Source organism: Micromonospora sp. CNZ297, assembly GCF_007827625.1.
This window is the reverse complement of record NZ_VISU01000029.1, coordinates 42,246-62,282: the sequence shown is the minus strand read 5'-3', so window position 1 is coordinate 62,282 and position 20,037 is coordinate 42,246. Positions and strand designations below refer to the sequence as shown.

The following is a 20,037-nucleotide window of genomic DNA, read 5'->3' as shown; positions in this document are numbered from 1 at the left end:
GGATCAACGAAGAGCCACCCAAGTGATCACCAACGCCGAACCCTAACGGCAATCAGCCGAACCGATCACCACAGACATAGAAGCGTCTTGCAGTTCCGGCCCCGACAAAGCGCGCCAAACCGGCGTCCCAGAGGCCGAAACTGCAAGATCGCCGGGCCGGGCCGGGCCAGGGCCGGGCCAGGGCGGGGCCGGGCCGGGCCAGGCCGGGGCGGTCAGGGCTTCAGGCGGTGGGTCAGCCACGGGAGCAGGGACTCGCCCTGTAGGCGCTGGAACGCCCGTACGGTCGGGATGCCGGGAGGCGGTGGCTGGCGGGCGCCGTCGAGGAAGAACCCGGTGAACCCGGCGAGCACTCCGGTCAGGTCGGCCGGGTCCACGTCGGCGGTCAGTGGCCGGGCGGCCAGCAGGGCGTCCGGGTCGTATCCGCCGTACACCTGCACGTTGACCACTGTGAGCAGCGTGTCCAGCCAGGCCGGCCCGCGGCAGGCCCAGGGCCAGTCGACCACTGTGACCGATCCGTCCGGGCCGAGCAGCAGGTTGTCGGCGCGCACGTCGACGTGGCAGAGCGTGTCGCCGTCGAGTGCGGCCAGTCCCCGGTCGGCGGCGGCGCACAGCTCGGGCAGGTGGGACCGGGCCCACGGGTCGAGGTCGGGCGGCGGGTCGGCCGCGAGGCGCCGCCAGCCGCCGAAGTCGTGTGCGAGCCGCTCGGCGGCGGTGGGTGTGGTCGCGGCTGCGGGCGCCGGGGTGAGCGCGGCGGCCATCGTCTCCAGTGTGGACAGCACGGCGGCCAGCTCGTCGGCCCGCCACGGGGTGACCGGGTGCCGGCCCTCCACGTCGGTGAAGACGAGTGCGATCCAGTGGCCGTCGTCGTAGCTGCCGAGCAGCCGGGGCGCGGGCGTGTCCGGCGGCAGGGCTGCGGCGATCCGGGCCTCGGCGCGGTGCAGGTCGGGGCTGCGGTCGTTTTGCGCCGGGCTGACCGCCTTGACGAAGGCCCGGTCACCACCTGCGGTGCGGACCCGGTCGGCGGTGCCGGGGGAGAAGCCGCCCGGCTGCGACCGCGCCGCCACCACCCGGTCGCCGAGGACGCCCTCGACGCCGTCGCGGACGTGCGCGGGCAGTTCGTGCCAGTGCAGCCGGGTCTTCGTCTGAGTCGTCACGATCCCACGGTGCGTGCCGCCCGCCGTCCGGGGCAACCGGGTTAATCGTTGCGCGTGTAGTGCAGGACGACCACGCCGGCGTCGAACGGGCGCGCCGAGGTGAGCGTGAGCCGCCGCGGATCGAAGCCGCTGTCGACGAGCTTGATGCCGCTTCCGACGACCACCGGGTTGAGCTTGACCACCAGTTCGTCGATCTCGTCGACGAGCTGACCGGCGAGTTGCCCGCCGCCGCAGAGCCAGATGTCACGTCCGGGCCGGGTCTTCAGCTCGCGGACGAGGGTGGCCGGGTCGCCGTCGACGACGTGCACGTCCGGGTAGTCGGCCGGGGGCAGGGAGCGGCTGAACACGTACTGCTCCAGGTGGGCGTACGGGCTGGTGACGCCGACCTTCAGACCCGGCTCGTAGCTGCCGCGGCCCATCAGCACGGTGTCGAAGCGGCCGCCGGGCGGGGAGTCGATGCCGAGCTGGGCGTGGGCGAACGTGGGCAGCGTCTGGGGCCACTCGGCCACCAGGTAGGGCGCCAGGTCGGGCGTCAGCGGGAGGAAGTCGAACGACCCGTCGGGTGCGGCGATGAAACCGTCGAGGGTGCTGGCGACGAAGTACACGAGCTTGCGCAAGCCGGCTCCGATGTCCGAGGTGATCCACGACGGCTGTCGTGGTTAGGTGGTGAATGTACAACACCTGTCGTGGTTGCTGCTAGTGTTTTCGCGTGGCCAGGAATCCGGAACGCCGTACCCTGCTCGCCGACGCCGGGCTGCGGGTGCTCGCCGACGCGGGCGCGCGAGGGCTGACCCACCGGGCGGTCGACGCCGAGGCGGGCGTGCCCACCGGCACCGCCTCGAACTACTTCCCGTCCCGCGCGGCGCTGCTCGCCGGCCTGGCCGAACGCATCTTCGACCGGATCGCGCCCGACCCGGCCGTGCTGGCCGACCTCGGCCGCCGGGAGCCGTCGCTCGCGCTGATGACCGACTACCTGCGCGACATCGTCGCCCGCACCACCCGCGAGCCGGGCCTCACCCGGGCGCTGTTCGAGCTGCGGCTGGAGGCCGCGCGCCGCCCGGAGCTGCGGGCCGCGCTCGGCGGCGTGCTGCGCCGGGGGTACGCCGACGACGTCGCCCACCACACCGCCGCCGGACTACCGGGCGGGGCGTACGAGGTGGCGCTGCTGCACTACGCGGTCGACGGGCTCCTGCTCGACCTGCTCACCACCTCGATCGATGCCGGGTTCGACACCGATCAGGTGGTCTCGGACCTCGTCTCCCGTCTGGTCGCCGACGCCGCCGGTTGAGCCTCCTCGCCGTGCGTTAACCCGGGGCGGCCAGCGGGAACGCTGGCGCGGACGCCCCTGGGAAGGAGCAACGGATGAGGGAACGCACCGGACTGACCATCGGCGTGCTCGGCTCCTACGGCGGTCGCAACCTCGGCGACGAGGCAATCCTCACGGGTCTGCTGGACGATCTGCGCCGCCACGAGCCCAACGCCCGGATCATCGTCTTCTCCCGCAACCCGGCGCACACCGCGCTGGCCCACCCCGAGGTCGAGGCGGTGCCGTGGGAGGGCGTCAGCCGGGTCGACTCGTCCCCGGTGCTCAACCAGCTCGACCTGCTCATCCTCGGCGGCGGCGGGATCCTCTACGACAAGGAGGCCCGGCGCTACCTGCGGGTGGTCCGGGTCGCCCAGGAGCGCGGGCTACCGCTGATCACGTACGCGGTCGGGGTCGGCCCCCTCACCGACACGCTCGACAGCGGCATGGTGCGCGAGACGCTGGCGCAGGCCGTCGAGGTGACAGTCCGCGACCAGGAGTCACGGATGGTGCTGGAGGAGGCCGGCCTGGTCAACCCGATCACCGTCACCGCCGACCCGGCGTTCCTGCTCGAACCGGAGGAGTTCCCCCAGCAGTGGCTGCGCGAGGAGGGCGTACCGGCCGGCTCCCGGCTGGTCGGGCTCAGCGTGCGCGAACCGGGCCGGGCCGCCGAACGGCTCGACGTGGACGGCTACCACCGCCTGCTCGCCCAGATCGGTGACTTCCTGGTGCACCGGATCGACGCGTACGTGCTGTTCGTGCCGATGGAACGCGACGACATCCGGCACTCGCACGGCGTGCTGTCGCACATGACCGCCGCCGACCGGGGCCGGATCCTGCACGGCGACTACCGTCCGGCGCAGATCCTCGGGCTGATGCGCCACTTCGACCTCGCGGTCGGCATGCGGCTGCACTTCCTGATCTTCGCGGCCATGATGGGCACGCCGTTCCTGCCGCTGCCGTACGCCGGAAAGGTCTTCGACCTGGCCCAGCGGCTCGGTGTGCCGGCGCTGCGCGGCGTGGAGCGGGAGGTGGAGGGCCCGTTGCTGGCCGAGGTGGACCGGCTGTGGGACGAGCGGGCGGCCCGGGCCGACGAGACCGCACGCCGGGTCGCTGAGGTCTGCGAGCAGGCGCGCGGCACCTCGCAGGTGACCCGCAGCGTGCTGGACAGCATCCGGGCCCGCACGCTGACGCCGGCGGTGTGAGCCGGGCCGTCAGACCGCCGGGCCGCGCCAGGCGTAGACCCACTCCCGGCCCGGCTGGTCGTCCGACTCCAGCTCGTAGATCTGCGCCTCCGCGAGGCCGTTCGACCCGAGGTGGTGGTGGGTCAGCGGCGGACGGCCGTTGACGTCCAGCTCGACGGTGACGGTCTCGCCGTCGGCCGCGCCGCCCACCAGAGGGATCTGCACCGAGGAAGCCATGCGCCCATCCTGCCCCGGCCGGCCCGCCCGCGCAGGGGATCACGCGGGGCAGCGGACCGTACACACCGCGTACTAGGGTCCGGGGATGGCGCACCCGACGATCGATCCGGCACTCGGTCCGGTCCTCGCCCGCACGGGCGACGAACGGGCGATCCTCGACGCGTTCCTCGACTTCCACCGTGCCAACGTGCTGCGCAAGGCGCGCGGCCTGACCGACGCCGACGCCGCCCGGCGCCTGGTGCCCTCGCTGACCACACTGGCCGGGCTGCTCAAGCACCTGACCCTGGTCGAGGGGAACTGGTTCCGCTGCCTGTTCGCCCCCGAGCCGGGCGACGTCTACGTCACCTCCCAGGCCGACGCCGACGCCAGCTTCACGCTGGGCGCCGGCGAGACGGTCGAGACACTCGCCGCCGCGTACGAGGCGGCCTGCGACCGGTCCCGCCGGGTCGCCGAGCGGTTCGACCTCGACCACGTGGTGCCGCACCCGCAGCTCGGCGAGGTGTCGCTGCGCTGGGTGCTGGTGCACCTGATCGAGGAGACCGCCCGGCACGCCGGGCACGCCGACATCCTGCGCGAGCTGACCGACGGCGAGACCGGCTCGATCTGACGGGTCACTCGCGGGGCAGCAGCCCGTCCGGGTACTCCATCCCGTCGTGGGTGCAGGCGGCAGCCGCCACCCGGGCCGCGTACCGGGCCGCGTCGAGGATGCCCGCGCCGCGCAGCCGGGCGGCGATCACCCCGGCCGCGAAGGCGTCCCCGGCGCCGTTGGTGTCCACCACCGGCCCTGGCGGGGTGGCGGCGGGCACGTGCGTCGGCGGCACGCCGGGGGTGTGCAGCGTCGCGCCGGCCGCCCCGCCGGTGACCAGCACCGTGCGCGGCGCCAGCTCGGCCGCCTCCTTCGCGGCCCGCTCGCCGAGCCGCGTGTCGCTGACGAAGACCAGGTCCGCGATCCGGGCGAACGGGCGGTGGTAGTCGTTCTCGCCGTCCCAGTCGTGCAGGTCGGTGGAGATCGACGTGGCGGCGCGCAGCACAGCCAGCGAGTCCCGTGCCCAATCCATGATCGACAGGTGGACGTGGGTGGCCTCGGCGACGAGCGCGGCAAGCTCCGCCTCGCCGAACGGCGCCGGCCCCGACCAGGGACGCGGGTCGTGCAGCGACATCCGCCGCCCCGCCGGGTCGACCAGGTTCACCGACCGGCGGGTGCCGGCCGGCGCGTCGGCGAGCATGGTCCGGATCGAGGTACGCGCCAGCGCCGCCCGCACCACGTCGCCGGCCGGGTCGGCGCCCAGCACGTCGACGAGCGCCACCCGCAGGCCGAGCGCGTGCGCGGCCAGCGCGACCCCGGCGCCGGTGTTGCCGATCCGCAGGTCGATCGGCGGCACCAGCAGCGAGTCGGCGACGGGCGGCGGCAGGGCGGGCACCCGGGCGCGGATGTCCACGCCGAGCCCGCCGATCACGAGAAGGTCGACCATGGCGCCGACGATAGCGGCGTCCGGCGGCCTATCCTGGCTCCCCGGGCGCCGTCTTCCGGCCCCGGGGACGTCGTCGAGGGGGAACAGTGCTGGTCATCCACGGGTTGTGGCTGCCCGGCGCCGGGCTCGCCCTGTGGGCCGAGGACAGCACGCTTCCGGCCCGCGCGCCCCGCCGTCCCGGCCGCGTCCCGCGCGAGCGCCCGCACCCGTTCGCCGCCGGCCACGCCGCGCTCGCCGCCGCGCTCGACGGCATGCCGGGCGAGCCGATCTCCGTCCTGCTGGACCTGCCGACCCGGGCCGGCTCGCCGCTGGACTCGCCGGAACTGGTCCGGGCCACCGTCGGGGAAGCGGTCCGCGGCCCGATCACCCGCGCCGGATGGCGGGCTCCCGCCCTGGGGTACGCCCCGGACGACGCGTACGCGTTGCTGCGCGCGCCGATGCCGGGCCCGGTCGGGGCGAGCCTGCGGCACCTGTGCGAGCTGGCCGACTTCGCCGCCGACCTGGTCGTACGCGGGCGGCTGCTGCCGGGCGTGCTGGAGGCGTACCCCGGTGGTGTTCCCGACGGTGGACCGGCCGCGACCGGCCGGCGGACCTCGGCGGTGCGGGTGCCGGCGGCCTCGGGCGTCGCGGGGTCCGGGCGGCGGTTGCGGGCCGTGGGGGAGGACGACGTGGCGACCGGGTGGGCGCTCTGGCGGCCGCTGCTCACCGGCACCGACGCGACCTGGGCGCGTGACCTGGCGATGGCGTTGCCACCGGCGGCCCGCGCCGCCCGGGAATGGCGGCCCGAGCCCTGGGGTGCGCCGGTGGCCGTCGCGGCGGCACCGGTCGGGGCGGGCGGTCCGGTGGAGGACGCGTGGGGCGGGCGGGCCGACGACATCGGGGCCGGTGAGCTGGTCGCGGAGGCGCTGGACGCGCTGGTCGACGCCGCCGCCCGGGTGGCGCTGGCCGACACCCGGCTGCACCGGGGGATGCGCCCGGTCGGCGCGGTGCCGCGCTGGCTGGCCGCGCTGACCGGCCCGGAGCGCTCCTTCCCGGCCGAGCCGGACGCGCTGGCGACGCTGCGCGACGAGCTGGACGCCTGGCAGCGCGACGCCGCGGGCGGCGCGGTACGGGCCACGTTCCGCCTCGTCGAGCCGGCCGTCGACCCGGTCGCCGAACTGGTCGAGGACGCCGCCTGGCGGGTCGAGTTCGGCCTGCACCCGGCCGACGAGCCGGGGCTCGTGGTGGACGCCGCACACATCTGGCAGCGGCCCGCGCCGGCGCTCGCCGCCCGGGGCGTGGAACCGCAGGAGACGCTTCTCGCCGAGCTGGGCCGGGCCAGCCGGCTGTGGCCCGAGGTGGACGCCGCGCTGCGTACCGCCGCGCCCGAGGGGATGGAGCTGGACGCCGAGGGCGCGCACCGGTTCCTGCGCGAGGGCGCGCCGGTGCTGCACGCGGCCGGGTTCGGGGTGCTGCTGCCGTCGTGGTGGCGGCGTTCCTCGTCGCGGCTGGGGGCGCGGTTGCGGGCACGCAGCCGTACCGCCCCGGGCGCTGTCGCCACCACCGCCGGGAAGCTGGGGCTGGACGCGCTCGTCGACTACCGCTGGGAGCTGGCGCTCGGCGACGAGCCGCTGACCGCCGAGGAACTGGCGTCGCTGGCCGACCTGAAGTCGCCGCTGGTCCGGCTGCGCGGCCGGTGGGTCGAGCTGGACCCGCAGCGGCTGGAGGCCGGGCTGAAGCTGCTGCGCTCCTCCGGTGAGCTGACAGTGGCCGACCTGCTGCGGATGGGACTGTCCGGTGACGACCGGGCCGGTGAGCTGCCGGTGCTGGACGTGGTCGCCGACGGCGCACTCGGCGAACTGCTGGCAGGTGAGGCGGAACGGCGGCTCACCCCGGCCGACCCGCCGCCGGGCTTCAGCGGGACGCTGCGGCCGTACCAGCGGCGCGGGCTGGCCTGGCTGGCGTTCCTCCAGTCGCTCGGACTCGGCGGGATCCTCGCCGACGACATGGGTCTGGGCAAGACCGTGCAGTTGCTCGCGCTGCTCGCCGGTGACCCGCCGGAGGCCGGGCCCACACTGCTGGTCTGTCCGATGTCGCTCGTCGGCAACTGGCAGCGGGAGGCCGCGAAGTTCGCGCCGGGGCTGCGCGTCCACGTGCACCACGGCGCCGAGCGCACCCGCGGCGAGGGCTTCGCCGCCGCAGTGGGCGAGGCGGACCTGGTGCTCACCACGTACTCGGTGGCCGCCCGGGACGCGTTCGAGCTGGCAGGCGTCGACTGGCACCGGGTGGTGGTGGACGAGGCGCAGGCGATCAAGAACGCCGCGACCCGCCAGGCCGAGGCGGTCCGGTCGCTGCCCGCGCGGCACCGGGTCGCGGTCACCGGTACGCCTGTGGAGAACCGGCTCGCCGACCTCTGGTCGATCATGCAGTTCGCGAATCCGGGGCTGCTCGGACCGGCCGCGACGTTCCGCAAGCGCTTCGCCGAACCGATCGAGCGGCACGGCGACGCCGAGGTGGCCGAGCGGCTGCGCCGGATCACCGGCCCGTTCGTGCTGCGCCGCCTCAAGACCGACCCGTCGATCATCACCGACCTGCCGGAGAAGCTGGAGATGGAGGTGGTCTGCAACCTCACCGCCGAGCAGGCCGCGCTCTACCGCGCAGTGGTCGACGACATGATGGCGAAGATCGAGTCCAGCGACGGGATCGAGCGGCGCGGACTGGTGCTCGCCACCATGACCCGGCTCAAGCAGGTCTGCAACCATCCCGCCCAGCTGCTGCACGACGGCTCCGCGCTGGACGGCCGATCCGGCAAGCTGGAACGCCTCGACGAGATCGTCGACGAGGTACTCGCGGCGGAGGAGAAGGCGCTGCTGTTCACCCAGTACGCCGAGTTCGGCGGCATGCTGCGCGGGCACCTGTCGGCGCGTACCGGCCGGGAGGTGCTGCTGTTGCACGGCGGCGTCGGCAAGGCCGAACGGGACGCCATGGTGACCCGGTTCCAGACGCCGCAGGGTCCGCCGCTGTTCGTCCTGTCGCTCAAGGCCGGCGGCACCGGGCTCACCCTGACCGCCGCCAACCACGTGGTGCACGTGGACCGGTGGTGGAACCCCGCCGTCGAGGACCAGGCCACCGACCGGGCGTTCCGGATCGGACAGCGCCGCCGCGTGCAGGTACGCAAGTTCGTCTGCGCCGGCACGGTCGAGGAGAAGGTGGCCGCGATGATCGCCGACAAGCGCAGCCTGGCCCGGTCGGTGGTGGGCAGCGGCGAGCAGTGGGTCACCGAGCTGTCCACGGACACACTGCGCGACCTGTTCCGGCTGGAGTCCGGGGCGGTGGTCGAGTGAGCCCCGGGTTTGACGACTACGGCCCGCCGGTACGGGTCGAGGGTGGCCTGCGGGCGCGCAGCACCCGGGGCGCGATCGGGCAGTCCTGGTGGTCCCGGCGGTTCGTCGAGGTGCTGGAGTCGTTCGCGCTCGGCTCCCGGCTCACCCGTGGGCGGGCGTACGCGCGGCGGGGGCAGGTGCTCCGGCTGGATGTGTCGCCGGGGACTGTCACCGCCGAGGTGCAGGGATCCCGGCCGCGGCCCTACCCGGTGCGGATCGGGCTGGCCGCGTACCCGGAGGAGACGTGGCGGCGGATCGAGGCCGAACTGGCCGGGCAGGCGTTCTTCAGCGCCCGGCTGCTCGCCGGTGACCTGCCGGCCGAACTGGAGGAGCTGTTCGCCGAGGCGGGCGCGCCGCTGTTCCCGGCTGCGATCGGCGAGCTGGACCAGCGCTGCGGCTGCCCTGATTTCGCGGTGCCGTGCAAACATCTGGCGGCCACGTTCTACCTGCTCGCCGAGGCGTTCGACGCGGACCCGTTCCACCTGCTGCACTGGCGCGGCCGGTCCCGCGCCGAACTGCTCGACCGGCTGCGTACGCTGCGCGGCGCCGACGCCGGCAGCTCAGGTGGAACCGGCGGTGCGGGCGGAGCCGGTGGTGCGGGCGGAGCCGGCAGCTCAGGTGGAACCGGCGGTGCCGGCGGAACCGGCGGTGCCGGCGGAGCCGGTGGTGCCGGCGGAGCCGGTGGTGCGGGCGGAGCCGGTGGCGCGGGCGGAAACGGCGGTGCGGGCGCGGAGCCGGGCCCGGGTGCCGGGCCGGAGTCGGGCGCCGGGCCGGAGCCGGCCGGGACGACCGGTGTGCCGGTGGTCGGCGCGGCGCGGGCCCTGGCCGGGTTGCCGCCGGTCGAGGCGGAAGCCGAACCGGACCGGTTCTGGCTGTCGCCGGTGCCGCTGCCGGACCGGCCGCCCACGCTCGCCACCGGCTCGGAGCTGCTGTTGCGCCAGCTCGGTTCACCCGGTGCCATGATCGGCGGGCCGGGCCTGGCCGAGCGGCTGCGCCGGGCGTACCGGGAGTTCGGTCGCGGCGAGGCCGCGTCCCCCAGGGAGTTCGGTCGCGGCGAAGCCGCAGGCGAGCGTTAATAAGGGGCCCTTCCTCTACCGGAAGCGTTAAGAAGGGGCCCTTCCTTGCACCTAAAGGAGGCGGCGGCGGAAGCGCCACATCACTGCGGCGTTGGCGACGAGCACCACCGCGCAGATCGCCCCGGCGAGCCGTCCGACGAGCACTGTCATCGCCGGCAGCGACGCCCACAGCACGATCGTCAACAGCATCATGTACCGGCCCCGGCGGCCCTTGATCCGGCTGTCCAACCGGGCGAAGAAGCGTGGATCACTCTCCCGCAGATGACGGGTGATCTGTTCGAACCTGCGCTGATCCTCTTGGCTGAGCATGGCGGTGCCCTTCCCCTCACGGCTTCAGCGGTTCGGCGGCATACCCGGATCGGAGGCCGGTCACGCGCCGCCGCTGCTGCTGTTTCGGCGGACCGGACAGGCGGAACGAGGTTCTCAGCGCAGGCTTATCCGTACCTTAATTTTCGGTGAGGCAATGAACGCCCCCGGCGGCGTCGCCGCTGTGCGAAACCTCGCATCCGGGCGGTGCGCGCCCGGGTCGGCCCTGCTCCGGACGCCGCCGCGCCCCCGCCGCCGCGACGGGCCCTCCGCGGCGGGCCTGAGCACCGTCTTAAGTGCGCTCACGAGCGCGTTCGGCGCGCCTTGAGCGGCCGGGACGGCATGGCTACTTTCCCGTAGGCAACTTCTCCGGCAACCGTCGCCGCCCCTGCGCCACCCCGACCCCCATCGGGTGGCAGGCGTGCCGGCGCTCGAAGAAAACGGGATAGGTACATGGCCGACCTGAACGTGCCACCGCGTCGACCCCGGGACGACCGCGGCTGGGACGGATACCAGCACCCCCATCCGGACGGGTACCGCGACCCGCACGCGCCGCACCCCGGCGCCCACCCCGCCCAGGGCCCGCAGTGGGTCGGGCCGAACGGCTTCGCCCCCGCCGCGCCGGCCCCCGCCGGCTACCCCCAGTCCGGCGGTTACGCCCAGCCCTCCGGCGGGTACGGCCCGCCGCCCGGCGGTGGACTGCCCGACCTGGACGACGACGGCGACGAGGCCCCGAAGCGGGGCCGGCGCCGGGCGCTGGCCACCCTCGGCGGTGCCGTGGTGGTCGCCGGTGGCGCCGCCCTGGCCATGTCCCCGCAGGTGCGCGGCCTGTTCAGTGACGCGCCGGCCGGTGACGCCACCGGTACGGTGACCACCGACGGCAACGCCGCCCGGCCCAGCGGCCAGCAGCCGAGCACGGTACGGACCTACACCGAGCAGAACGAGAGCTACATGGGCTCCCGTGCCGGCGAGGCGCTCAAGCGCAACGCGCCGTCCGGTGGCCGGCTCTACGGCAGCCCGGCCGCCGCCGCCGAGGCGACCAAGGTGACTGTGAAGACGGTCCTCGCCAAGGACCCGATCCGGCACCTCGCCACCCGCACCACGTTCGCCGCCACCCCGAAGGTGATGGCCGACATCAAGCGGCTCGGCATCGACGACTGGCTGCGCCAGCAGCTCGAACCGGAGAAGATCGCCCCGACGAAGGCCGAGCTGAAGCTGGCCGAGCTGCAGTCGCTCAAGCTCAGCCCGACGCAGCTGCGCGACCAGCGCGAGCAGCTCAACGAGAAGGGCGTCGACCCGGCCCGCGAGACGGTGGACGCCACCATCGCCCGGCAGATCTGGTCGGACCGGCAGCTCTTCGAGGTGATGGTCGACTTCTGGAACGACTTCCTGCACGTCGCCGCCGACTTCGACGGCGGGGAGAACTACCGCAACGCGTTCGACCGGGACGTCATCCGCAAGCACGCGCTGGGCAGCTACCCGGAGATGCTCGTCGCCGCGAACAAGCACCCGGCGCTGCTGCTCTACCTGAACCAGGTCGACTCGCGTAAGGACGCGGTCAACGAGAACCTGGCCCGGGAGAACCTGGAGCTGTACTCGGTCGGCGTCGACGGCGGCTACACCGAGAAGGACGTCCGCCAGGCCGCGCTGCTCCAGACCGGACGGGGTGTCGCCGACGGCAAGTACAAGTTCTTCGCCGAGCGGCACTACCTCGGCAAGGTGAAGATCCTCGGGTTCAGCCACGCCAACAACTCCGACGACCCGGTGGCCGCCGACAAGGTCATCGACTCGTACATCCGCTACATCGCGATGCACCCGTCGACCGCCCGGTACGTGGCACAGAACCTCGCCACCCGGTTCGTCTCCGACACCCCGCCGAAGTCCGTGGTGGACCGGCTCGCGAAGGCGTACACCACGAACAAGGGACAGATCCGGCCGGTGCTGGCGACGCTGTTCAGCTCCTCGGAGTTCTGGGCGGCGATCGGCCAGAAGGTACGCCGCCCGATGGAGTACCTGGTCGCCACGTACCGGGTGCTCGGTGTCTCGCCGGACGCGGCCCCCGGCTTCACCGGCGACAACCGGCGCACCCCGTTCGCCCAGGGCCTGCGGCAGATCCAGGACAAGATGCGCGAACTCGGCCAGTACCCGATGGGCAAGCCCACCCCGGACGGCTACGCCGACGTCTACCTGGCCTGGACCTCGGCCGGGACGATGATCGACGGCTGGAACGAGGCCGGTGATCTGATCGGCGGCTGGCGCAAGCAGTTCACTTTCGTCAAGCCGGAGAAGCTGGTCGCGAAGCCGCCGGCCACCGCCGGGGCGTACGTGGACGCGCTGGCCCAGCGGCTGGTGCAGCAGAAGCTCAGCGCCAAGGAGAAGAAGCTCGTGCTCGCCGTGGCCGGTGTGGCCGAGAGCGCCAAGGTCGACGCCACCTTCAACGGGGCCATCGCCGCTGTCGCGCGGACGATCCTCGCGTCCCCCCAGCACCACCTCCGGTGAGGCATTCGATGGAGATGACCGTGAACCCGTACCCCCTGCACCCCGAGTGCCCCGACCTGCGGCGGCTGGCCGACAACCCGGCCGAGGCGCTGCTGCGCGCGGAGGCGGACATCGTCGCGGCCGAGAACGCGGCCGAGACCGACCGGTACCGCCGGCTGGAGGAGATCGAGGAGGCGCAGCAGGACGGCCGGGGCGTCACCCGGCGTACCTTCGTCGCCGGCGCCGCCGCGACCGCGACCGCGCTCGCGACGGCGCAGTTCGTCACCACCTCGGCGTCGTTCGCCGCGACCAAGACCGGCACGCTGATCCACGTCTTCCTCTACGGCGGGCTGGACGGGCTGAGCCTGGTCGCACCCGCCGACGACCCGGTGCTCGCCAAGGCGCGCCCCGACCTGCTGCTCGGTGACGACTCGCTGGCGCTGGCCCGCGGCTTCAAGCTGACCAGCGCGTTCGCGCCGCTGGAGAAGTGGCTCAAGGCCGGGCAGCTCGGCTTCGTGCCGGCCGTGTCGGACCCGCGGCTGTCCCGCAGCCACTTCCAGGCCGCCGACGCGTGCAACCTGGGCGGCCTGCCCGGCGAGACCGGCGGCCGGGGCTGGCTGGACAGCCTGGTCGACTCGCTCGGCAAGGGCACCGCGTTCCGCAGCGTCGGCATCGGCAGCACGCTGCCCCGCTCGCTCGTCGGCGTGAACGGCGCGATCTCCCTCAACAGCGTCGGCGACCTGCGGCTCAACGGCGACGACAAGTTCCGGGCGGCCACCGAGAAGGCGATCCGCGGCCTGTTCACCGGCATCAACCACCCGGTCGAGGAGGCGGTCATCGAGGGCATGGGCGCGCTCGCCACCGCCCAGAAGCTCGCCGCCAAGCCGTACGCCGCCGCCGAGGGCGTCGAGTACCAGGGCGTCGGGAACGCGTTCAAGCAGCTCGCCCAGCTCATCAAGGGCGGCGCGAACGTGCGGGTGGCGACGGTCGGCATGGGCGGCTACGACACCCACGAGAACCAGGGCACCCGCGAGGGCGGCCAGCTCTGGCGGCGGCTCAACGAACTGGCGAACGCGATGGCCGCGTTCTTCACCGACCTGGGCGACCGGTCGGCGGACGTGACCATCATGGTGTCCAGCGAGTTCGGCCGGCGGGTCGGCTCGAACGGCGGCGGCACCGACCACGGGCACGGCGGTGTGGTCACCGTGCTGTCCGGCCGCAAGCTGGCCGGTTCGCTGCTCGGCACCTGGAACGGACTGGACAAGCTGGACAGCGGCGACGTGCCGGAATACAACAACATGTTCAACGTCTACGGATCGGTCGCGCAGGGACGCTTCGGCCTGACCACCGCCCAGGTGGACAAGGTCTTCCCCCGGCAGAAGTTCACCCCGGTCAAGATCTACGCGTGACGTACCAGGACACCCGCGCCGCCGGCCGTCGTACCGGGCATCCCGCCCCGTACGGCGGCCGTCCGGCTGCCCCCGTACCCCCGGGTCGTCCGCGCCGCGGACCCGGCGGCCGGCGGGCGCTCGCCGTGCTCTTCTGGCTGGGCCTGGTCGCCGCGGTCCTGCCGTGGTGGCTGGACACCCCGGCCGGATCGCTCGCCGACACCGCCGACCTGCTCACCGCCGGTGGCCGGATCACCGGGCTGCTCGCCGGCTACCTGCTGCTGGTCCAGGTGCTGATGATGAGCCGGCTCGGCGTGCTGGAACGCGCGCTCGGCGGCGAGCGGATCTCCCGGCTGCACCGGGACCTCGGCGCGACGCTGCTGGTGGCGGTGCTCGCGCACATGTCGCTGCTGGTGGTCGGCTACTCCCGCCAGGAACGCAAGACGGTGCTCGGCGAGGTCGGCGCGCTGCTGACCGACTACGAGGACATGGTCTCCGCGTTCGTCGCCGCGGGCATCCTGGTCGCTGTCGCGTTCACCGCGGTACGCGCCGTGCGCCGCCGCCTGCCGTACGAGCTGTGGCACCTGCTGCACGCCGCCAGCTACCTCACGCTGCTGCTCGGGTACGCGCACCAGTTCAGCAACGGCGCGCAGCTCTACGAACCCGGTCCGGTGCGTACCGGCTGGATCGCCGCGTACCTGCTGGTCGTGGCCGCGCTGGTGTGGGGCCGGATGCTCGCGCCGCTGGTGTTCAACCTGCGGCACCGGCTGCGCGTCGCCGACGTGGTGGCGGAGAGCCCGGACACCGTCTCGGTCTACCTGACCGGGCAACGGCTCAACCAGATCGACCTGCTCGGCGGCCAGTTCTTCCGCTGGCGCTTCCTCAACCCCGGCTGCTGGTGGCAGTCGCACCCGTTCTCCGTCTCCGCCGCCGCCAACGACAGGTGGCTGCGGATCACCGTCAAGGTCGTCGGCGGGTACACCGCCGAGCTGCGCGACCTCACGCCCGGCACCCGGGTCTGGGCGCAGGGCCCCTCCGGTACGTTCACCGCCGCGCACCGCACCCGGGAACGGGCGCTGCTCATCGCCGGGGGCAGCGGCATCGCGCCGCTGCGGGCGATGCTGGAGGAGCTGCCGCCCGGCGCGGCGCTGATCTACCGGGCGCGTACCCCCGCCGACGTGCTGCTGCACCAGGAACTGGACTGGCTCGCGCAGGCCCGGCAGACCTCCGTCTGGTACGTCGTCGGCCGCCGCGACGACCCCGGCCCCCGCCAGGTGATGAACCCCGACGGCCTGCGCCGGCTCGTGCCCGACCTGACCCGCCGCGACGTCTACCTGTGCGGCCCCGGCGGTCTGGTCGACGAGGCAGTCGCCGCGCTGCGTGCGGCAGGCGTGCCCCGCCGCCAGATCCACCTGACCGCGTTCGAGCTGTAGGAGAGGCACCGCCCATGCGTCGCGCGCTGCTCGCGATCACCGGCCTGGCCGCCGGCACCACCGCACTGGTGGTGCTCAAGGGCGCGCCGGGCGCCGGGCAGGCCGGAGCGGATGTACCGGCCGCGCTGGCCCCGGTCGCCCCGGGCGGCTCCGCCGCGCCCGAGCCGCCGTCGCCCACCGGCTCCGCGCCCGGCGTCACTCCGTCGCCGCGTGCCTCGTCGAAGCCCACCCCGAAGCCGTCCGCCGACCGCAGCGCGGCCAGCCGCGGTGGCACCCGCACGCGCACCACACCGGCCGCGCCGCGGACCACCACCAGCGCGCCCAAGGCCACCACCCGCACGGTGACCGGGCCGTCGGTCACCTACGAGTACGGCTCGCTCCAGGTCCGGATCACGCTCAGCGGAAGCCGGATCGTCGACGCCACGGCGATCGGGCTGCCGCTGGGCGGGCAGTCCGGGCAGCGCAGCGACGACGTGCAGGCCCGCTACAGCGGCACCTCCGGCGAGGTGGTGGCCCGGCAGGGCGCCAACCTGAGCACCGTGTCGGGAGCCACCTACACCAGCACCGCGTACAAGCAGTCGTTGCAGGCCGCGCTGGACAAGGCGTGACCGTGCCGGCTCATGCCGGTGCCGTCGGTCCCGGTCCGTCCGCCCGGCGCGGCCTTCGCCGGGTCGAACACATCATGGGTACGGCGATCAGCCTCGACCTGGCCGACGACCTGCCCCCGGAGACCCTGCACGAGCTGGCCGAGGACACGTTCGGCTGGCTGCGCGAGGTGGACGCGCGGTTCAGCACGTACCGCGACGACAGCGAGGTGTGCCGGATCGACCGGGGCGACCTGCGGGTCGCCGACGCCTCCGCCGACCTGCGGGCCGTGCTGGCCGCCTGCGCCGACCTGTGGACCGTCACCGACGGGTTCTTCGACGCGTACGCGACCGGTCGCCTCGACCCGTCCGGCTACGTGAAGGGCTGGGCGGCGCAGGTCGCCTCGGACCGGCTGGTCGCCGCGGGCGCGCCGAACCACTGCGTGAACGCGGGCGGCGACGTGCGCGTACGCGGCCGCGACGCGGCCGGTGAGCCGTGGCGGATCGGGGTGCGGCATCCGTGGGACGCGGGGGCGACCTGTCTGGTGCTGACCGGCACCGACATGGCGGTCGCCACCTCCGGCGTGTACGAGCGCGGCCACCACGTGGTCGACCCGCGCCGGGGCGTACCGGCGACGGGTTTGCGCTCGGTGACTGTGGTGGGGCCGGATCTGGGCGTGGCCGACGCGTACGCGACAGCGGCGGTGGCGATGGGCGGCCCCGGCCTGGCCTGGCTGGACCGCCTACCGTCCCCCTGGCAGCACGCCGTGGTCACGGACGACGCCCACCAACACCACTCCCGCACCCTCCCCACCCTGCCCTGACCGCCGCCTCCCGCCCCCGCCGGTGCGTTTGCGTGCTGCCCTTCCCTCCGCCTGCCCTTGGTGCGGTGATCAAGGAGTTTGTGTCCTCCAGAACGTGCTGGGCGGACGCAAACTCCTTGATCAACCGGCGGTGGGCTGGTGGGGGAGGAAGGGAGAGGGGGAAGGGAAGGGTGCAGGCGGGGTCAGCGGAGGGGGCGGTGGAGGATGGCGGGGCGGGAGCCGGTGGGGCGAGGACGGCCGGGGCGCACACCCAGCGGTCGGGTGAAGGCCCACGGGTGCAGGCGGCGGCGGGGCCGCGCCGGCTCGGTACCGCCGGTGTGGCGGGCAGCGTCGTCCCTGGACATGGTCAAACCCCCGCTCTGGCGCGGACGCGCCCTCGCCAGGAACAACGAGCCCGGTGCCGGGGAGGTCGCTGTCGGCCACCCGTCCGGGTCACCGGACCCGCTGTGACCAGGGAGAACGCTCGGCGTCGGAGCACGCGTTGCGGAAGCACCGGCCGGGTGCTGGGAGGTCAGCGGCCGCGGCGGGGCAGCGGGAGATGACCGGGGAACAGGTCGGCGCCGAGCGTCACCCCGGCCGCCCGTAACGCGGCGATCAGCGCATTCTGCACCAGGTACGAGTCGGGTAGCTGCCACCGGGCCTGCTCGGGCGCGACCACCCAGCGCACCGTCCCCTCGGGCAGCCGGGTCGGTGGCGCGGGGATCCACGAGCCGGGTCCGTGGCGTACCACGTGGAAGCAGTGCTCCAGCTCGGGCCGCAGCGGGTCGCCGGGGCGTACCAGGAACATCCAGCGGCCGGTCGGGGTGACCAGCGCAGGGCCGCGTACGCCGAAGCCGGCGGGGTGGGTGGCGACCGCTTCCAGGACCTGCCGGCCCAGGTGGGCGGCGACCTCCAGGACGTCGAAGGCGCGGCCGGTGGGCAGCAGGATGCCGTGCGGGCGGCTGCGCCACCAGGTGGCCACCCGGGCCGGGTCGGCGCTGGCGGCGTGTTCCCAGTCCTCCAGCGCCGGGTGGCAGCCCACTGTGGGACAGCCGGCCCGGCCGCAGACGAAGCGGCTGTTCGCCAGGCAGGCGCCGGGGGTGACCGGCCAGCCGTGCAGCGCGTACCGCACCGCGACGCGGCGCAGCCGGACCCGTTCCAGCGGCGAGAGGTGAGCGACGCGCGGTCGGACGTTCCTCCACATGTCTGTCGTCCCCTCTGGTCCCGCCGAACCGTCCACAAGCCACACGTCGAAAGCCGTCACTGCCGTAACCCACGCTCGTTGAGGTGACTAACGGTCGGTGCAACTTGCGCGAAAACTACGAGAACTGGCTGGACGGTGGACGCACAACCTGTGCGATCGGCGCGAGCCTGAGGGACGTGGGGGGACCGGCCGGCGCCGTGAGGGGGAGGGAGCGGGAATGGACGAACTGCCCATAGGCCGGCGGGTGGCGTACTGGCGGAGCCGCCGCAAGATGTCCCAGCAGGTCTTCGCCGACCGGCTCGGCAAGTCCAAGAGCTGGGTGGACAAGGTGGAGCGCGGCGTCCGCCGGCTGGACAAGTTCTCCGTGCTCTACGAGATCGCCGACATCCTCCAGATCGACGTGCAGTTGCTGCACGGCAAGGACCCGGAGCGGCGTACCGACGCGCTCAACTGCATCGACCAGGTCGAGGTGGAGGAGATCCGCACCGCCCTGGAGCGGTACGACTCGATGAGCGCCTACTTCGACGCGGCGCCCTACCCTCCGCCGCTGGCCGACATGCGCAAGGCGGTGAACCACGCCTGGCTCACCTACCAGTACGGCCGCTACGGCATGCTCACCCGCGCGCTGCCCAAGCTGCTGCGCGACGCCCAGGCGGCAGACGCCGGCTACGCCGCCGGTGACCAGGTACGCGAGGCCGCCCACCTGCTCGGGCAGGTCTACCAGATCGCCTCCTCGGTGCTGCGCAAGCTCGGCGAGTGTGACCTCGCCTGGCTCGCCGCCGACCGGTCGATGGCGGTGGCCCAGCGGGCCGACGACCCGCTGCTGGCCGGCATCGCCACCACGCGGGTCTGCAACGCGCTCGTCGCGATGGGCCGCCCCCGCCCGGCGCTGGAGCTGAACGTCCGCATCGCGGGGCGGCTCGCGCCCGGCGGCGACAACGACGTCCGGCCGGAACGGCTCTCCGTGTACGGCATGCTGCTGCTCCAGGGCGCGATGGCCGCCGCTCGGATCGGTGACTCGGCGACAGTGGACGACCTGCTCGCCGGCGCGGGTGAGGCGGCCACCATGCTCGGCGGCGACCACAACCACTACTGGACCTCCTTCGGCCCGACCAACCTGGAGCTGCACCGCGCGGCGGCGGCGGTCGAGCTGGGCGACGGCGGCCGGGCGGTGGAGACCCACATGCGGCTGTCCGAGCCGGCGTTCAACGCGCTGCTGCCGGAGCGGCGCGCGCACCACCTGCTCGACCTGGCCCGCGGCTACTCCCAGATCGGTGACGTCGCCAACGCCGGGGACATGCTGCTGCGCGGTGACCGGCTCGCGCCCTCCGAGATCCGGTGCCGGCCGATAGCGCACGAATTGATGTCCGAGATTCTCCGTCGCACACGTGGTGCGCCGCCTCCGCCGATCGCGGAGTTGGCTGAACACATGGGAGTCGGAGTATGAGCGGTCCGAAGACCGCCAGCGGGCACCGGCGGGTGCTCTACGTCATCGCCTGCGGTTCGCCGCTGGCCCGTCACGTCGGCCGGCTGGTCGACCTCGCCCAGCGGGAGGACTGGACGGTCTGCGTGGTCACCACGCCGGACGGCGCGAAGTTCGTCGACCGGACGGAGCTGGCCCGGCAGACCGGCCACCCGGTCCGTACGCACTACAAGAACCCGGGTGACCCGGACGTGCTGCCCCCGGCCGACGCCATGCTGGTGTGCCCGGCCACCGTCAACACGATCAACAAGTGGGCGGTCGGCATCACGGACACCCTGGCGCTGGGCCTGCTGATCGAGGCGCAGGGGATGGGGGTGCCGATCGCTGCCGTCCCGTACACGAACGAGGCGATGGCCGCGCACCCGGCGTTCCGGGCCAGCCTGGACCGGCTCGTGCAGTGGGGCGTCCGGATGGTCTTCGGCGACCACGTCGTACGCCTGCACCCGCCCGGCACGGGGGACCGGCGCGCGGACGCCTTCCCCTGGGACGCCGGCCTGGCCGCCCTGCGCGGCGCGGACCGGCCGGTCGCCCCGGTCGGCTGAGAGGCGCGGTGGGCACGGCCCTCGGCAG

General features: G+C 73.8%; 18 protein-coding genes. 12 read left to right on the top strand and 6 right to left on the bottom strand.

Annotated features, from left to right (window positions below):
* Window positions 1-212: 212 nt before the first annotated feature.
* Both FB454_RS31245 and FB454_RS31240 read right to left on the bottom strand, forming a co-directional pair.
* On the bottom strand, window positions 213-1,154 hold the full coding sequence (locus FB454_RS31245) for a phosphotransferase (protein ID WP_145824036.1): 942 nt from the start codon (window positions 1,152-1,154) through the stop codon (window positions 213-215).
* A gap of 41 nt (window positions 1,155-1,195) precedes the next feature.
* On the bottom strand, window positions 1,196-1,771 hold the full coding sequence (locus FB454_RS31240; RefSeq protein WP_145824035.1) for a dihydrofolate reductase family protein: 576 nt from the start codon (window positions 1,769-1,771) through the stop codon (window positions 1,196-1,198).
* Between the two features lie 92 nt (window positions 1,772-1,863).
* Between FB454_RS31240 and FB454_RS31235 the strand changes: the two genes are divergently transcribed.
* Together FB454_RS31235 and FB454_RS31230 are read left to right on the top strand one after the other, a co-directional pair.
* Window positions 1,864-2,442 (top strand): TetR family transcriptional regulator, encoded by a 579-nt coding sequence (locus FB454_RS31235; protein WP_145824034.1) that lies wholly within the window; start codon window positions 1,864-1,866, stop codon window positions 2,440-2,442.
* Between the two features lie 74 nt (window positions 2,443-2,516).
* On the top strand, window positions 2,517-3,662 hold the full coding sequence (locus FB454_RS31230) for a polysaccharide pyruvyl transferase family protein (RefSeq protein WP_013287803.1): 1,146 nt from the start codon (window positions 2,517-2,519) through the stop codon (window positions 3,660-3,662).
* Window positions 3,663-3,671: 9 nt separating this feature from the next.
* Here the strand turns inward: FB454_RS31230 and FB454_RS31225 are convergent, their stop codons facing one another.
* Window positions 3,672-3,878, bottom strand: coding sequence for a hypothetical protein (locus FB454_RS31225; protein WP_013287802.1), 207 nt, complete (start codon window positions 3,876-3,878; stop codon window positions 3,672-3,674).
* Window positions 3,879-3,963: 85 nt separating this feature from the next.
* On the opposite strand from FB454_RS31225, the gene FB454_RS31220 reads away from it, so the two are divergent.
* Window positions 3,964-4,485, top strand: coding sequence for a DinB family protein (locus FB454_RS31220; RefSeq protein ID WP_013475649.1), 522 nt, complete (start codon window positions 3,964-3,966; stop codon window positions 4,483-4,485).
* A 4-nt stretch (window positions 4,486-4,489) separates the two neighbouring features.
* Here the strand turns inward: FB454_RS31220 and FB454_RS31215 are convergent, their stop codons facing one another.
* Window positions 4,490-5,350, bottom strand: coding sequence for a carbohydrate kinase family protein (locus FB454_RS31215; RefSeq protein WP_145824033.1), 861 nt, complete (start codon window positions 5,348-5,350; stop codon window positions 4,490-4,492).
* 86 nt (window positions 5,351-5,436) lie between these two features.
* Between FB454_RS31215 and FB454_RS31210 the strand changes: the two genes are divergently transcribed.
* Together FB454_RS31210 and FB454_RS31205 are read left to right on the top strand one after the other, a co-directional pair.
* Window positions 5,437-8,673 carry an SNF2-related protein gene (locus tag FB454_RS31210; RefSeq protein ID WP_145824032.1) on the top strand — a complete coding sequence of 1,079 codons (3,237 nt, stop codon included), beginning with the start codon at window positions 5,437-5,439 and terminating at the stop codon, window positions 8,671-8,673.
* Window positions 8,670-9,788, top strand: coding sequence for an SWIM zinc finger family protein (locus tag FB454_RS31205; protein ID WP_145751699.1), 1,119 nt, complete (start codon window positions 8,670-8,672; stop codon window positions 9,786-9,788). Before FB454_RS31210 ends, FB454_RS31205 begins: the two co-directional genes overlap by 4 nt.
* Before the next feature lie 51 nt (window positions 9,789-9,839).
* Here FB454_RS31205 and FB454_RS31200 read toward each other — a convergent pair whose 3' ends face one another.
* The gene (locus tag FB454_RS31200) at window positions 9,840-10,097 is read right to left on the bottom strand and encodes a DUF3040 domain-containing protein (RefSeq protein ID WP_018787065.1); all 258 of its coding nucleotides are present in this window, start codon (window positions 10,095-10,097) and stop codon (window positions 9,840-9,842) included.
* 450 nt (window positions 10,098-10,547) lie between these two features.
* Here FB454_RS31200 and FB454_RS31195 point away from each other — a divergent pair, with 450 nt between their 5' ends.
* From FB454_RS31195 to FB454_RS31175, 5 genes are all read left to right on the top strand, one after another.
* Window positions 10,548-12,593 carry a DUF1800 domain-containing protein gene (locus tag FB454_RS31195; protein ID WP_145824031.1) on the top strand — a complete coding sequence of 682 codons (2,046 nt, stop codon included), beginning with the start codon at window positions 10,548-10,550 and terminating at the stop codon, window positions 12,591-12,593.
* 14 nt (window positions 12,594-12,607) lie between these two features.
* Window positions 12,608-13,981, top strand: a complete 1,374-nt coding sequence (locus FB454_RS31190; RefSeq protein ID WP_244879787.1) for a DUF1501 domain-containing protein — start codon at window positions 12,608-12,610, stop codon at window positions 13,979-13,981.
* Window positions 13,978-15,393: a ferric reductase-like transmembrane domain-containing protein gene (locus FB454_RS31185; protein ID WP_145824030.1), complete on the top strand. Its 1,416-nt coding sequence runs from the start codon at window positions 13,978-13,980 to the stop codon at window positions 15,391-15,393. Before FB454_RS31190 ends, FB454_RS31185 begins: the two co-directional genes overlap by 4 nt.
* Window positions 15,394-15,407: 14 nt before the next feature.
* Window positions 15,408-16,001, top strand: a complete 594-nt coding sequence (locus FB454_RS31180) for an FMN-binding protein (protein ID WP_145824029.1) — start codon at window positions 15,408-15,410, stop codon at window positions 15,999-16,001.
* A gap of 74 nt (window positions 16,002-16,075) precedes the next feature.
* Window positions 16,076-16,801: an FAD:protein FMN transferase gene (locus FB454_RS31175; protein WP_145824028.1), complete on the top strand. Its 726-nt coding sequence runs from the start codon at window positions 16,076-16,078 to the stop codon at window positions 16,799-16,801.
* A gap of 511 nt (window positions 16,802-17,312) precedes the next feature.
* Here FB454_RS31175 and FB454_RS31170 read toward each other — a convergent pair.
* A complete protein-coding gene (locus FB454_RS31170) occupies window positions 17,313-17,984 on the bottom strand; it encodes a bifunctional DNA primase/polymerase (RefSeq protein WP_071098208.1) in 672 nt (223 codons plus the stop codon).
* A 217-nt stretch (window positions 17,985-18,201) separates the two neighbouring features.
* Between FB454_RS31170 and FB454_RS31165 the strand changes: the two genes are divergently transcribed.
* Together FB454_RS31165 and FB454_RS31160 are read left to right on the top strand one after the other, a co-directional pair.
* Window positions 18,202-19,431 (top strand): helix-turn-helix domain-containing protein, encoded by a 1,230-nt coding sequence (locus FB454_RS31165; protein ID WP_013287790.1) that lies wholly within the window; start codon window positions 18,202-18,204, stop codon window positions 19,429-19,431.
* Window positions 19,428-20,009, top strand: coding sequence for a flavoprotein (locus FB454_RS31160; RefSeq protein WP_145824027.1), 582 nt, complete (start codon window positions 19,428-19,430; stop codon window positions 20,007-20,009). The genes FB454_RS31165 and FB454_RS31160 overlap by 4 nt, the downstream gene beginning before the upstream one ends.
* The last annotated feature ends 28 nt before the right edge of the window (window positions 20,010-20,037 follow it).

Coding starts and splice junctions, on each gene's coding strand:
- FB454_RS31230 (WP_013287803.1), top strand. CDS start 2,517: ATGAGGGAACGCACCGGACTGACCATCGGCGTGCTCGGCTCCTACGGC.
- FB454_RS31225 (WP_013287802.1), bottom strand. CDS start 3,878: ATGGCTTCCTCGGTGCAGATCCCTCTGGTGGGCGGCGCGGCCGACGGC.
- FB454_RS31220 (WP_013475649.1), top strand. CDS start 3,964: ATGGCGCACCCGACGATCGATCCGGCACTCGGTCCGGTCCTCGCCCGC.
- FB454_RS31215 (WP_145824033.1), bottom strand. CDS start 5,350: ATGGTCGACCTTCTCGTGATCGGCGGGCTCGGCGTGGACATCCGCGCC.
- FB454_RS31200 (WP_018787065.1), bottom strand. CDS start 10,097: ATGCTCAGCCAAGAGGATCAGCGCAGGTTCGAACAGATCACCCGTCAT.
- FB454_RS31195 (WP_145824031.1), top strand. CDS start 10,548: ATGGCCGACCTGAACGTGCCACCGCGTCGACCCCGGGACGACCGCGGC.
- FB454_RS31190 (WP_244879787.1), top strand. CDS start 12,608: ATGACCGTGAACCCGTACCCCCTGCACCCCGAGTGCCCCGACCTGCGG.
- FB454_RS31180 (WP_145824029.1), top strand. CDS start 15,408: ATGCGTCGCGCGCTGCTCGCGATCACCGGCCTGGCCGCCGGCACCACC.
- FB454_RS31175 (WP_145824028.1), top strand. CDS start 16,076: ATGGGTACGGCGATCAGCCTCGACCTGGCCGACGACCTGCCCCCGGAG.
- FB454_RS31170 (WP_071098208.1), bottom strand. CDS start 17,984: ATGTGGAGGAACGTCCGACCGCGCGTCGCTCACCTCTCGCCGCTGGAA.
- FB454_RS31165 (WP_013287790.1), top strand. CDS start 18,202: ATGGACGAACTGCCCATAGGCCGGCGGGTGGCGTACTGGCGGAGCCGC.
- FB454_RS31160 (WP_145824027.1), top strand. CDS start 19,428: ATGAGCGGTCCGAAGACCGCCAGCGGGCACCGGCGGGTGCTCTACGTC.